This window comes from Agromyces agglutinans, assembly GCF_009647605.1.
In the GTDB taxonomy this organism is placed as follows: domain Bacteria; phylum Actinomycetota; class Actinomycetes; order Actinomycetales; family Microbacteriaceae; genus Agromyces; species Agromyces agglutinans.
On the sequence record NZ_WJIF01000019.1, the window covers coordinates 1 to 13279 of the forward strand.

The window sequence follows — 13279 nt, forward strand, 5'->3', positions numbered from 1 at the left end:
CCGCGCCGGCCGCGGCAAGCGCGCCCGCGCCGGCCGCGGCAAGCGCGCCCGCGCGAGCCGCGGCATCCGAGCCCGCCCGTGCGCCGGCATCCCCCTGGATCATGCAGCTTCCCGACGGCACCGAACTGGTGCCGCCCGTGGTCTTCGGCCGCCGGCCGCGACCGCACGACGGCGACGGCGCCGTGCATGTCGTCACGCCCTCGCCGCGGCGCGAGATCTCGGGCCGGCACGTCGAGGTCCGCCTCGAGGCCGGCGGGCTCGCGGCCCTCGACCTCGGCTCGACCAACGGCACGCTCGTGCACTCGGCCGGTCGTGCGCCCCGGCTGCTCATCCACAGCGAACAGGTCGCGCTCGAAACGGGGGATATACTCGACCTCGGCGAATCCTACCTCGTGACCGTCGCCCAGGCCTGAGGGGGATCGTCGATCCACGCAATCGGGTCGGTCAGCCCGGGCTGACGGAGAGGGACTCGAGGTGGCGAAACGACGCGTGGCGACGCCTCCGGTGATCGCCGGCTTCACGTATGTCCGGCCGCTCGGTTCCGGCGGATTCGCCGACGTCTTCCTGTACGAACAGGACATGCCGCGACGCGTCGCCGCCGTGAAGGTGCTCCGAGCCGACGCCATCGACCCCGAGGTGCGACGCAGCTTCAACGCCGAGGCCGACGTCATGGCCCGGCTCTCGACGCATCCGGCGATCGTGACGATCCACCAGGCCTCGATCTCCGCCGACGGCCGGCCGTACCTCGCGATGGAGTACTGCCCCGACACGATGGCCGCGCGCTACAAGCGCGAGCCGCTGCAGGTCGCCGAGGTGCTCGACGTCGGCGTCCGCATCGCGGCCGCCCTCGAGACCGCGCATCGCGCGGGGCTCCTGCACCGCGACATCAAGCCCTCGAACGTGCTCATCAACACGTACGGCACGCCGGTGCTCGCCGACTTCGGCATCGCCGCGGCCCTGCACGACGAGGGCGACGCCGAGGTCTTCGCCATGTCGGTGCCCTGGAGCGCCCCCGAGGTCCTTCGCGAGGAGACGACCGGCTCGGTCCAGAGCGAGATCTGGAGCCTCGCGGCGACGCTCTACACGCTGCTCGCGGGTCGCAGCCCGTTCGAGCTCGCCGACCGCTCGAAGAACACGAGCGAGCAGCTCACCCGGCGCATCGTCCGCGCGACCTACACGCGCGTGCCGCAGCCGGGCATCCCGCCGGTCGTCGACGACCTGCTCGCCGCGGCGATGGTGCGCGACCCCGCGCGCCGGTACCCCTCGATGGCGGCGTTCGCCGACCGGCTCCGCGACGCGCAGTACCGCCTCGGCCTGCCGGTCACGGCGTTCGAGGTCGCGGCACCCGAGTGGGCCGGCGCGATGCCCGTGCGCTTCGCCGACGCGTCGAGTCGCGGCCCGGTCATCTCGACCGTGGCGCCCGCGTCGCGTCGCGCGAAGCGGGCCGCGACGCAGGTCTCCGCCGAGGTCGACCGCGACGGCCTGCCCGTCGCCGCCCCGGCGAAGTCCTCGCGCCTGATGCCGGGCCTCGTCGGCGCCGGCGCGGGCGTCGCGCTCGTGCTCGTCGCGTTCATCGCCGGCCGTCTGACCGGGCTGATCTGATGGCGCGGGCGAGCGAGCGCCGCGTCCCGCGGCGCGGCACCATCACGGCCGTCGTGGCGGCCGTCGCCGTCGTCGGCGTGGTCGGCGGATTCGCGGTCGCGAGCACCGGGTACGAGTCGCAGGAGGTGCCGCGCGTCGAGAACGCCGTGTGGGTCACCCGAGACGACGGCCGCTACGGCCGCGTCAACGCCGATCTCGCCGAACTCGACACCGTTCGCTCGGTCGACGATCCGAGTGCCGTGGCGCAGTCGGGTGCGCAGAGCGTGCTCTTCAGCGGCGGCCTGCGCGAGCGATGGACGATCGACCCGGCCGCACCGGTCGACCTCGTCGACGCCTCCGAAGACGCGGCCGCGGCCCCCGAGGCCGCGGGCGGCGAAGAAGGGCCGGTCTCCGCTCCCACCCCCAACGGCACGCGTGAGGTCGTGAGCGCGGGCGAGTACGTCGCGTACCGCACCGACACCGGCCAGATCTCGGTCGGCACGCTCGGCGCCGACACCTTCGTCACGATCGATCCGTACGCTGCCGAAGACGACGAATCGGATGCCGCCGCCGACGGCGAGGAGGCCGAGGTCGAGGAGGTCTACTCGGCCGCCGCGGTGGCCGTCGACGCCGCCGGCGAGGTCGTCTCGTACGGCGCCGCCGACGGCGCCGTCCTCCGCTACGACGCGTCGGTCGGCGAGTTCCGGGGCGAACCGGTCGAACTGGCCGACCCTCCGGCGGCCGACGCACGGCTCGAGCTCGCGATCGTGGGCGGCACCTGGATCCTCATCGAACCCGGGGCCGACCGCATGTGGATCGACGGTGTCGAGGGCGAACTCGAGCTCGATGTCGACGCCGACGCCGTCGTCCAGGAGAGCACCGAGGAAGGCGCCGACGCACTGGTCGCCGATGCACAGGGACTCGTGCGCGTCGACCTCGCGACCGGTGCCTCCGAGCGCGTGCTCGAGGCATCCGGAACCCCCGCAGCGCCGGTTCGCATCGCGAGCGGCGCCGTCGCCGCGTGGCTGTCGGAACAGGGCGGCACGCTGTGGACCGAGGCGGCCGGCGAGCAGACGCTCGAGGTGCCCGGCGAGATCCTCAGCCAGGCCGCCGCGATCGCGCCCGTGCTGCGCAGCAACGGCGACCGCGCGGTGCTCAACGAGACCGGCAGCGGCCTGCTCTGGACCGCGCCCGACGGGCGGCTCATCCCGCTCGAGGAGTGGTCGGTCGACGACGACACCGAGCAGGAGGAGGGCACCGTGCTCGTCGACGACGTGCCGGAGCCAAAGCCGCCGGTCGCCGTCGCCGACTCGTTCGGCGTGCGCGCGGGCCAGCTCGTCAGCCTTCCCGTGCTGCTGAACGACCACGACCCGAACAAGTCCGACGTGCTCACGGTCGCCGGCGGCTCGGTCGGGGCGCTCGCCGATCCCGCATTCGGCGAGGTCTCGGTCGTCACGCAGAGCCAGTCGCTCGCCGTGCGCGTCAACGCGACCTCGGGCTCGACCACGTTCCAGTACGCCGTGACCGACGGCACGCTGGGCTCGGAGCCCGCCACGGTCACGCTCACGGTGGTTCCCGACGACCAGAACTCGGCGCCCGAGTGGTGCGGCGTCGAGGAGTGCCGGCAGGTGTGGCCGACCCCCCAGCTGCTGCCGGGCGGCACCGCGACCGTGCCGGCGCTCGACGGCTGGGTCGATCCCGACGGCGACGCGTTCGTGCTCGCCGATGCGCGAGCGGTCGACCCCGAGGCCCCCGTGACGGTCGTCGCGCGCGCCGACGGGCGCGTCGCGGTGCGCCACACCGACCCGAACGCCCAGGACTCGACGGTCGCCGTGGCCCTGACCGTGCTCGACTCGCACGGCGCCGCCGCCGAGAAGACGCTCGAGTTCGCGATCTCCGGCTCGTCGTCGATCGACGCGAGCGCCGTCGCCGTCACAGGGGGTACGGGCGAGACGGTGGTGGTCGACGTCGCCGAGCACGTCTCGGGCGGCTCGGGGTCGTTCCGCCTCGTCGACGCCGTCGACCCGCTCGGCGGCACCTCGGGGCTGATCGTCACGCCCAACGCCTCATCGGGCACCGTCGAGCTGAGCGCGGCGAACGCCGGCGAGTACGCGGTCACCTACACGGTCGCCGACACCATCACCCAGTCCGAGGAATCGGCGACGATCCGCCTCTCCGTGGTCGACCGCACGACCCCGCTCGCGATCGCGCCGATCACGACCTTCGTGCGTCCGGGCGAAGACACCCGGGTCGACGTGCTGTCGGCCGTGCAGAACTCCACGGGCCGCGTGCTCATGCTGAGCGAGGCGTCGAGCTCGAGCGGCGACCTCGGCGTGGGCATCGTCGGCGCCTCGCAGCTGCGGGTCACGATCTCGGGCGGGGTCGCGCCGCCCGGCGACCCGGCACTCGTCGGCCGGGTACGCGTGACGGTCACCGACGGCACGGGCGCCGCCGTGGTCGGCTCGGTCGACGTGTTCCTCGCCCCGGCGACCGTGCAGGCACCGCCGATCGCGTTGCCCGACAGCGTCACCGTGCGGGCCGGCCAGCTCACCGACATCCCCGTGCTCGCGAACGACGTGAGTCCGCGCGGCGCGCGGCTGGTCGTCGGCCACGAGGTCGTCGGCACCGGTGCCGAGGGCGAGCTCGCGTTCGCCTCGGGCGACGCCGTGCGCTACCTGGCGCCCGCGAAGATCGGCACGTACCAGCTCACCTATTCGGTCGCGCTCGAGAGCGACGCATCCCTGACGGACTTCGCGACGATCACCGTCACCGTGCTCCCGTCGGGCGCGAACCGTGCCCCGAAGCCGCCCGCCCTCGCGGCCCGCGTGCTGAGCGGGCAGAGCGTCGACATCCCCGTGCCGAGCCTCGGCGTCGACCCCGACGGCGACCGCGTGGTGCTCACGAGCATCGGCCAGCCCGCGATCGGCAGCGGCACCGCCTCGATCGGCGCCGAGGGCGACACGATCGTGTACCGGGCTCCGGCGAACGGGGTGCCCGGCGGCCAGCTCTCGTTCGACTACACCGTGCGCGACGGCGACGGCGAGACGGCGACCGCCGTCGTGCGCGTCGGCGTGCTCGATGCGGACCTCGTCGACGCGGCGCCGGTCACCTTCAGCGACTACGTGCGGGCCACGCGCGGCTCGGCGACGGGCGTCACGGTCTCGCCGCTCGGCAACGACCGCGACCCGGCGCTCGGCGAGCTCGAGCTCGTCGACGTCGTGCCCAACGCCCCGCCCGGCTCGACCGAGTACGACCGGCTGGCGTCGCTGATCGACCCCGCGACCTCGACCGACGACGGCCGGGTCGTGCTCGCGGCCGGCGATGTCGCCGGCACGAACTCGTACCTCTACACCGTGCGCTCGGCGGCGACCTCATCGACCGCGCAGGGCCTGATCGTCGTGAACGTCACCGAGCAGGCCGCCGACGACCACCCGATCGTCGCCGACACCGTCGTGACCGCGCGCAACCGCGGCGACTTCGAGCGCGGCGGCCTCGACGTCGTCAGCGGCAAGGTCGAATGGGCGACCGGCGACCTCTCGTCGCTCGGCGTCGAGCTGTGGGGCGGCGCGGCGAGTCGGTACCGCGTCGACGGATGGAACATCTCGGGGTCGCTGCCCGCGAAGGGCGACATCGTGCCGTTCGCCCTCACGACCGACGACGGCACCGTCGAGGCCTACGGCATCCTGCGCATCCCCGCGTTCGACGACCTGCCGGTGCAGCTGCGAGCGGATGTCTCGCCGATCCAGGTCGGCGAGGAGCAGACCCAGGCGTTCGACGTCGGCGACCTGCTCGACCTCGGCTCGGGCGACCGCGTCGAGTACGGCGACGGTCCCTACACCGTGCAGCGGCAGAACTCGTCGTGCACGCCGACCCGCACCGGGGAGGCGGAATACCAGGCGGGCCGCGAGGCGCCGTGGGCCGACACCTGTCTCGTGCCGGTGCGGCTCGACGGCCAGGCGCGCTGGTCGTCCATCGCGGTTCCGGTCGACATCCTGCCGAAGGACCCGCAGGCCCAGCTCACCGCGATCTCGCGGACCGTCGCGCCCGGCGCGACCGAGCAGATCGCGCTGTACGACGCCATGACGACCTGGGAGGGCGGGCGCGAGGGCGACCGCTCGAAGCTCGACTACGCGGTCTCGTTCGGCGGCAGCTCCTTCCTGCAGGCGGGCGGCGGCGACCAGGTCACGTTCGAGGCGCGCGCCGATGCGGTGCCCGGAACCCGCGAGACCGCGACCGTGTCGCTGAGCGCCTTCGGCGGCGTCACCGCGACGATCACGCTCGTCGTCGGCGTCGCACCGCCCGACTCGCCGCGAGGCGCCACGATCACCCGCGAGTGCACCGTCACCGCCGGGCCGTGCACCATCCAGGTCGCGGGCGTCGGCGGCGAGTACGACCCGTTCGCCGGCAAGACGGGGGCGGGCCTCACGCTCGCGTCGATCGGCGCGGGCGGCGGATCGGTGCAGTGCGACGTGGCATCCGTGTCGACGAGCGGCCAGAACTCGGTCGTCGCGACCTTCCCGGGCGGCGCCGTCGCGTTCGGCGGCACCTGCTCCGTGCCCTTCACCGTGCGCGACGCGCAGGGCCGCACCGGCCCCGGCACCCTGACCATCGACGTGCAGGGCTACCCGCAGACGCCGGCCTCGATCTCGACGGTGGGCTACCACGGCACGGGGGTCACGCTCGAGGTGCCGCTCGGCGAAGCCGCCAAGGCGCACCCGGCCGTCAGCACCGTGCGCATCTACCGCGACGGCCGCGACACCGGCGCGAACTGCTCGGCCGTGCTCTCCACGCTCTTCCGCTGCGACGTGGGAGGCCTGCAGAACGGATCGAAGGTCGCCCTCACCGCGCGGGCGGTGAACCAGGTCGGCGAGTCGCTCGACACCAGCCCCGTCACCACCTGGGCGTACCAGCAGCCCCTCGTGCACGAGGCCGCGGCCGCCCCGGTCTACGAGGAGCGGCGCACGAGCACGGGCAACGCGGTCGTCGAGCTGACCATCCGCTCGTCCGACGACACGCGCCAGTTCCGCATCCCCGAGCGCAATCTCACCCTCGACCGCCAGGGGCAGGTCTCGACGTACCGCATCGACGTCTCGCCGGGCCCGCAGCTGCTGACGGTCGTCCCGATCAGCCAGTACGAGCCGCCCACCCGCGGCAACTCCGACGGCGCGAGCACGTTCGTGCCGGTCACGGCCGCTGGATCCCCGTGGTTCCACCACTCGATCTCGGCGAGCGCGACCAGCAACACGTCGATCGCGGTCGCCGACGTCTCGGTCGAGGCCAACGGCAGCGGCCTGCCGACCGAGGTCGTCTACCTGGCCTGGCGCCAGGGCGGCGAGCCGCGCTGCGAGGTCTCGTCGTCGGGCGGCGGCATCTACGTCTCGGGCGGCAACGCGGTGACCTCGACGTCGTCGACGATCGCCGGCCTCGAGGACTACGAGTGGTACTCCGTCAAGGCCTGCGCGTCGAACGGGTACGGTGTCGCGAGCTCGAACGTGCAGAGCCTCATCACCTATGCCACCGGGCAGAACCCCGTCGGCAACTCGACCTACACCGTGGCGACGACGCCGACGAAGTCGGGGACCACCTACAAGTACGGGCTCTCCTCGCCGCCGAGCATGGACGTCGACTCGGACAAGTGGGACATCGAGTACTTCCTGTACGGCGGCTGGAACCGCTCGTTCACCCTGAGCGACGACAGCGCCCCGGGTGACACGAGGGTGCGCGCGTGCCGCGGCATCATCCAACGGTGCTCCGACGAGGTGCAGGTGACCGCGGCCACCGCACCGACCACGGTGACGGTGACGCTGCCGCACGAGACGTGCTTCGCGAAGCCCGAGGACGCGATCGGCGGCGTCTGGGTCTCCGCCGCCGCCCACGGTGCTGCCCGGATCACGGCACCCGTCGGCGTGGCAGCTGCCGACGGCACCAAGCCGGCGACGCTGACCGTCGCGTTCGCGGGCGACTACGCCGATCTGACGACGATCACGCAGGCGATCACGATCTGCGCGCCGCCGCCGGATCCCGAACCGACGGATCCGCCGACCCCGACGGACCCGCCCACCGACCCGCCCACCCCGCCCAACCCCTGACCCGAGCCCGAAGCCCGGCGCGAGGCATCCGCACCCCGCCCGACCCGCCGACCCGCCCCGAGCCGACCCGCCCCGCCGACCCACCGAACGCCCCCGAGAGGACCACCCCTCATGACGATCGCCCCAGTGCAGACGACCTGGTTCGCCGAGACCTTCTCGCTGCTCGCCGACAACGTGGAGCAGGCCATCCTCGGCAAGCGCCACGTCGTCGAGCTCGTGCTGGCGACCGCCATCTCGGGCGGCCACGTGCTGCTCGAGGACTTCCCGGGCACGGGCAAGACGGCCCTCGCGCGCGCGATTGCGCAGACCGTGCACGGCACGAACTCGCGCATCCAGTTCACGCCCGACCTGCTGCCGGGCGATGTGACCGGCGTCACCGTCTTCGACCAGAAGAAGGGCGAGTTCGAGTTCCACGCGGGCCCGGTGTTCGCGAATATCGTNGGGCGATGTGACCGGCGTCACCGTCTTCGACCAGAAGAAGGGCGAGTTCGAGTTCCACGCGGGCCCGGTGTTCGCGAATATCGTGCTCGCCGACGAGATCAACCGCGCGAGCCCGAAGACGCAGTCGGCGCTGCTCGAGGTCATGGAGGAGGGCCACGTCACGGTCGACGGCGTCACGCGCGACGTGGGCGACCCGTTCCTGGTCATCGCGACGCAGAACCCGATCGAGCAGGGCGGCACCTACCGCCTGCCCGAGGCGCAGCTCGACCGCTTCATGATCAAGACCTCGGTCGGCTACCCCGACGACGCGGCGACCCTGCGCATCCTGCAGGGCGTGGCGACGCCGCGCGGCGCGCTCGACGCGGTCGCGACCACCGACACCGTCGTCGCGATGCGCGAGCTCGCCCGCGGCGTCTACGTGAACCCGCTCATCTCCGACTACATCATGCGCATCGTCGACGCCACGCGTCGGGCGAGCGAGGTGCGCCTCGGCGTCAGCGTGCGCGGCGCGATCTCGCTCAGCAAGCTCGTGATGGCCTGGGCCGCAGCGCACGGTCGTAGCTTCGTGACCCCCGACGACGTGCGCGAGCTCGCGGTGCCCGCCCTCTCGCACCGCCTCGTGCTCGAGCCCGAGGCCGAGTTCGACGGCGTCACCGCGGTCGCGGTCATCGGCCAGATCCTGCTCGACGTCGCACCGCCGCGGGAGAACGGCAGCCAGTGACCTTCCACACCGAGTCGCGCCTCGCGCACACCGGCACCGGAACGGGTACCCGTACCCGGGGCGGCACGGTGACGCGCCTCGCGACGACCCGTCGCGGTGGCATGGCGGGCGCCGTGATCGGCCTGCGCATCGCCGCGGCGCGCGTGCGGGGCTCGGTGCGCACGATCGCCGGATGGCTCGGCGAGACGGTCTCCCCGGCGGGCGCGCTGCTGCTCGCCGTCGCGGTGGCCGGGGTCGCGGGTGGGCTCGCCTTCGGCTGGATCGAGGCATGGGCGGCCGCCGGCATCTCGCTCGCGCTGCTCCTGTGCTGCGTGCCCTTCCTGCTGGGCTCGCACGACTACCGGCTCGAGCTCGTGCTCGACCGCGATCGCGTGGTCGCGGGCAACGAGGTCGGCGCCCGCCTCGGGCTGCTGAACGCCGGGCGTGGCACGTCGCTGCCGGGCATCGTCGACATCCCCGTCGGCGCGGGCCTCGTCGAGGTCCACGCGCCGCTCCTTCGCGCCGGCGCCCGGCACGACGAGCGGCTCGCGATCTCGGCCGAACGGCGCGGCATCATCGACGTCGGGCCGATGACGATCTCGCGCGGCGACCCGATCGGCATCCTCCGGCGCGAGCAGCGCTGGCCCGAGGTGCAGCGCATCCACGTGCACCCGCGCACCGTCCACCTGCCGAGCACGAGCTCGGGACTCATCCGCGACCTCGAGGGGCTGCCGACCGGCAAGCTCGTCAACGACGACCTCTCGTTCCATACCGTGCGCGAGTACGTCCGCGGCGACTCGCAGCGGCACGTGCACTGGAAGGCGACCGCGAAGACCGGTCGCATCATGGTGCGCCAGTACGAGGAGTCTCGGCACGCGCGCATCGCCGTGCTGCTCGACACCGACCTCGACGAGTTCGACGGCGAGGAGGAGTTCGAGACCGCGGTGAGCGCCGCGGCCTCGCTGGCGCTGCAGGCCGTGCGCGAGGGCCGCGACGTCTCGGTGTGCGTCGGCGGGCCGCTGCCCGAGTTCGGCGGCGACGTCTTCTCGCTGCGCACCCTGCCGACCCTGACCCCGCGCGCGCTGCTCGACGCGATGGCGGGCGTCGAGGGCGTGGAGCGTGCGACGCCCATCGAGGCGGCCGCAGCGCTCACCGCGCAGGCGGCCAGCGACCTGTCGATGGTGTTCCTGATCGCCGGCTCGCGCACGCCCGTGCAGCGCCTGCGCCAGGCGGCCGTCGCGCTGCCGCCCGGCGTCGCGGTCGTCGCCGTGCGCTGCGAGCTCGGCGCCGAGCCCGCGGTGCGGTCGACGCGCGAGGTCACGATGCTCACACTGGGCGCCCTCGGCGACCTCAGCCGGATGCTCGCGAGGAAGGTGCTCGGATGACCCGCGTCGACCCGACCGCCCGCCGCCGCCGCGGGCCCCGCGGCGGTGAGGACCGCGCGATCGCCCTGCTCGGCCTCGGCTACATCGTCGCGGGTGCGGTGCTCGCGGCCTGGGCGGCGTGGCCGATCTACGAGACCTGGCGGGTCTGGCTCGTCGTCGGTGCCGGCACCGTGGTCGGCATCGGCGCGGCCTGGATCGGCCGCCGCGCCGGCGGCATCCTCGGAGGCCTCCTCACCGCGCTGCTCGCCATCGTCGGCTACCTCGTGATCGTCGTGCCGGTCGCGGTGCCGTCGGCCCTCGCCTCGGTCGACCATGCGGTGCGCGGCATCCGCGACGGGGTGACCGGCGTCGTGCTCGGCTGGAAGCAGGTGCTCACGGTCGAGCCGCCGCTCGGCGACTACCAGGCCGTGCTCGTGCCGCTCCTCGTCGTGACGGTCGCCGGCACCACCCTCGCCGCGGCGCTCGTGCTGCGCAGTGGGCGCGCGGCGCCGTTCGCCGCGCTGCCCGTCATGGCGATGGCCGTGTACGGCATCGCGTTCGGCACCGCCGTCGTCGGTGCCCCCCTCGTGCTCGGCGCGGTGGTGCTGCCGGCCGGGCGGGAGCTCGCCATCGGCATCGCGAGCCTCGCGCTGGCCGCCGGATGGCTGATCCTGCGGAGCCGGATGCGTCGCGCCCGCGCCATCGCCCGCGCGCGCGCCGGCGCGGTCCGGCAGGGCGCGTCGTCGTCGTGGGCCGCCGTCCGCCGCAACGCGCTCGGCGCGTCGCTGCTCGCGATCGCCCTGGTCGCCGGCGTCGCCGTGACGCCAGCGGTCGCCGCCCTCGGCGAGCGCTCGGTGCTGCGCGACGAGGTCGAGCCGGCGATCGTGGTGCAGCGGCAGCCGAGCCCCCTGAGCACCTATCGCGCGTGGTTCGAGGTCGACGCCTTCGACGAGCCGCTGATCGAGGTGTCGGGCGACGTCGATGCGTTCGACCGCATCGGCTTCGCGACGCTCGACGACTACTCGGGCGAGATCTTCCACGTCGATCCCGACACGCGCTACACCCGCCTCGTGCACGGCGCGAGCCGCGGCGGCGATCTCGCCGAGCTCGAGGTGACCATCGGCGAGGGGTACTCGGGCGTATGGATGCCCGTGCCAGCCGGCCTGGCCGCGGCGCCCGTCTTCGAGGGCGCACGCGCCGAGGCGCTCGCCGACGGATTCCACACCACCGGCACCGGCGACGCGATCCAGATCGCCGCCGACGACGACCGGGTCGGCCTCGAACCGGGCGACCGGTACCGCGTCGTCGCCGAGCGATCGGATGCCTCGGCCGAGGCGGCCCGATCGGCGTTCGCCGCGGCATCCGGCACCGACAGCCGCCTCGACGAGGACGCGTACCCGTCGCTCGTCGCCTGGCTCGAGCTGCAGCAGGTGCCGCGCACGGGCGCCGGGCTGATCGATCTCGTCGACCGCCTCCGCGACCGCGGCTACCTCAGCCACTCGGTGCTCGACGACGCGTCGGCGCAGTCGTGGATCTCGGCACTGGCATCCTCCGGCGGATACGGCTTCCTGCCCAGCTACGCCGGCCACTCGCGTGCCCGCATCGAGGAACTGTTCGCCGAGCTCGTCGACCAGCAGCGCCGGGCCGGCGACTCGCCGACCGAGGAGATGCTGATCTCGGGCGTCGGCGACGACGAGCAGTTCGCGGTCGCGGCGGCGCTCGTCGCACGAGCGCTGGGCTTCGAGTCGAGGGTCGTGCTCGGCATGCGGCTGCCGGGCGCCGAACCCGTGCCCGGCCTCGCCACCTGCGACGGCACGTGCACCGGGGCATCCATGACGGCGTGGACCGAGGTGCGCGCCGCCGGCGGCGACTGGGTCGCGCTCGACGCCTCGCCGCAGTACGCCCTTCCGCCGACCCTGATCACGGCCGGCGAGCAGCTGCCCGAGCACCCGACGGTGCCCGACGACGACCGCAGCGAGCCGATCGACCCGCCGCGCGCCGACAGCGAATCGGCCGACTCCGCGGCCCCGCCCGCGACCTCCGGCGAGGACGCGCAGCTCGTCTCGCTCGCCGTGGTGCGGTGGATCGCGCTCGGGGTCGGGGCGCTGCTGCTGCTGCTCCTGCCGCTGCTCGCGGTGCTCGCGGTGAAGACCGCGCGCCGCCGGTCGCGACGCCACCTCGACGACCCCGAGCTGCGAGTCGTGGCGGCGTGGGAGGAGTTGCAGGACCTCTACGTCGACTTCGGCGTGCCGATGCCGGGCACCGGCAGTCGGGCGCTCGCCGCGGCATCCGCCCGACGGCCAGCGGCGGCGGAGCTCGCGACGCTCGTCGACGCGGCCGTGTTCGCGCCGCATCCGCCGAGCCCGGACACCGCCGAGCGGGCCTGGGCGATCGTCGACGGGGAACGCGCCGAGCTCCGCTCGACGCTCGGCCCGATGGCCCGGATGCGCACCGCGCTCACGCTTCGCGGGTTCACAGCCCGCATTCGTCCCCGTACGCTGGCAGGCATCCTGCCGGCCCGCCCGAAGGAGTCCACTCCGTGAACCAACCCGTCGTCGACCCCGCCCAGGCGCTGGCCGTCGCGGCGGCGGTCCTGCTCATCGAGCTGGTCGTCGCCGCCGGCCTGTACGTCTGGACCGGCATCGCGTTCGCCAAGCTGTTCCAGCGGCTCTCCGCCGAGAAGTGGCGGGCCTGGGTGCCCTTCGTGAACCTCGCCGAGGTGTTCGCGCTCGGCGGCATGTCGCGCTGGTTCGTGCTGCTGCTGCTCGTGCCGATCGTGAACCTGTTCGGGCTCTACCAGTTCGGCGTCGCCGCCCACCGTATCAACCGGCTCTTCGGCCGCGGGGTCGGCATGGCGGTGCTCGCCGTGTTCGTACCGCCGCTGTGGGCGACCCTCCTCGGCTTCTCGCGGGCGACGCCCGATCCCGAGCACGGCCGCATGGACCTGCCGCCCGTGCCCGGCGCCGCGCTGCCGCAGCCGCCCGCGACGGGGCCGCTCGCCGAGATGCCGATGCCGGGGCAGGCGCCGCCAGCTCCCGTGTACGACCCGTCGGGCGCCCCGGCCCCCGCGCCGTGGGCCGCCCAGGGTGCGGTGCCGCCGGCCG

Annotated in this window: 6 protein-coding genes and 1 pseudogene; all 7 read left to right on the forward strand. The window is 73.8% G+C overall.

The features are described 5' to 3' along the window. Window positions 1–413 (forward strand): FHA domain-containing protein (locus tag GE115_RS18195; protein ID WP_216648869.1); only part of this gene is annotated, 413 nt, incomplete at its 5' end. A gap of 76 nt (window positions 414–489) precedes the next feature. Further along, the gene (locus GE115_RS18200) at window positions 490–1602 is read left to right on the forward strand and encodes a serine/threonine-protein kinase (protein WP_312855387.1); all 1113 of its coding nucleotides are present in this window, start codon (window positions 490–492) and stop codon (window positions 1600–1602) included. Then, window positions 1602–7670, forward strand: coding sequence for an Ig-like domain-containing protein (locus GE115_RS18205; protein ID WP_153686175.1), 6069 nt, complete (start codon window positions 1602–1604; stop codon window positions 7668–7670). The genes GE115_RS18200 and GE115_RS18205 overlap by 1 nt, the downstream gene beginning before the upstream one ends. A gap of 111 nt (window positions 7671–7781) precedes the next feature. Next, window positions 7782–8832: pseudogene (locus tag GE115_RS18210) on the forward strand (AAA family ATPase). Continuing rightward, window positions 8829–10196, forward strand: coding sequence for a DUF58 domain-containing protein (locus tag GE115_RS19325; RefSeq protein WP_312855388.1), 1368 nt, complete (start codon window positions 8829–8831; stop codon window positions 10194–10196). The pseudogene GE115_RS18210 and the gene GE115_RS19325 overlap by 4 nt, the downstream one beginning before the upstream one ends. Next, window positions 10193–12718, forward strand: coding sequence for a transglutaminase domain-containing protein (locus GE115_RS18220; protein WP_153686176.1), 2526 nt, complete (start codon window positions 10193–10195; stop codon window positions 12716–12718). Before GE115_RS19325 ends, GE115_RS18220 begins: the two co-directional genes overlap by 4 nt. After that, window positions 12715–13279: DUF5684 domain-containing protein (locus GE115_RS19330; protein ID WP_312855389.1), on the forward strand; the 565-nt coding region annotated here is incomplete at its 3' end. The genes GE115_RS18220 and GE115_RS19330, both read left to right, overlap by 4 nt.

Excerpts from the sequence above, each read along its gene's own strand:
- GE115_RS18205 (WP_153686175.1), top strand. The coding sequence starts at position 1,602 with ATGGCGCGGGCGAGCGAGCGCCGCGTCCCGCGGCGCGGCACCATCACG.
- GE115_RS18220 (WP_153686176.1), top strand. The coding sequence starts at position 10,193 with ATGACCCGCGTCGACCCGACCGCCCGCCGCCGCCGCGGGCCCCGCGGC.